Here is a 246-nt window from a genome sequence, read left to right on the forward strand (position 1 = left end):
AGGTATGTCGCGTGCAAGGCGCGCCACCGTTCGCAGCAGATTGCTGCGGGTGATGATGCCGACAAGCTTGCCGCCGCGAACCACCGGGAGCCGTTTGACATTGTTCTTCTCCATCAGTTCGACGACCAGATCCGGCGGCGTATCCTCGACGAGATCGAGGGGAACGCCTGGTGCCCGTTGGGACTCAGTGTCATCGTCCGGGGCGGCATCGTCCACTTAAGCGGCTTGATTACCGAAAGCAGATTT

Annotated in this window: 1 protein-coding gene; it reads right to left on the bottom strand. The window is 60.2% G+C overall.

Annotated features, from left to right (window positions below; translation table 11 throughout):
- Positions 1–216: CBS domain-containing protein (locus FNJ47_RS47875; protein WP_347341837.1), on the bottom strand; the 216-nt coding region annotated here is incomplete at its 3' end.
- Positions 217–246: the final 30 nt, after the last annotated feature.

It is taken from the genome of Bradyrhizobium uaiense, assembly GCF_010811875.1.
GTDB classification, from domain to species: Bacteria; Pseudomonadota; Alphaproteobacteria; order Rhizobiales; family Xanthobacteraceae; genus Bradyrhizobium; species Bradyrhizobium uaiense.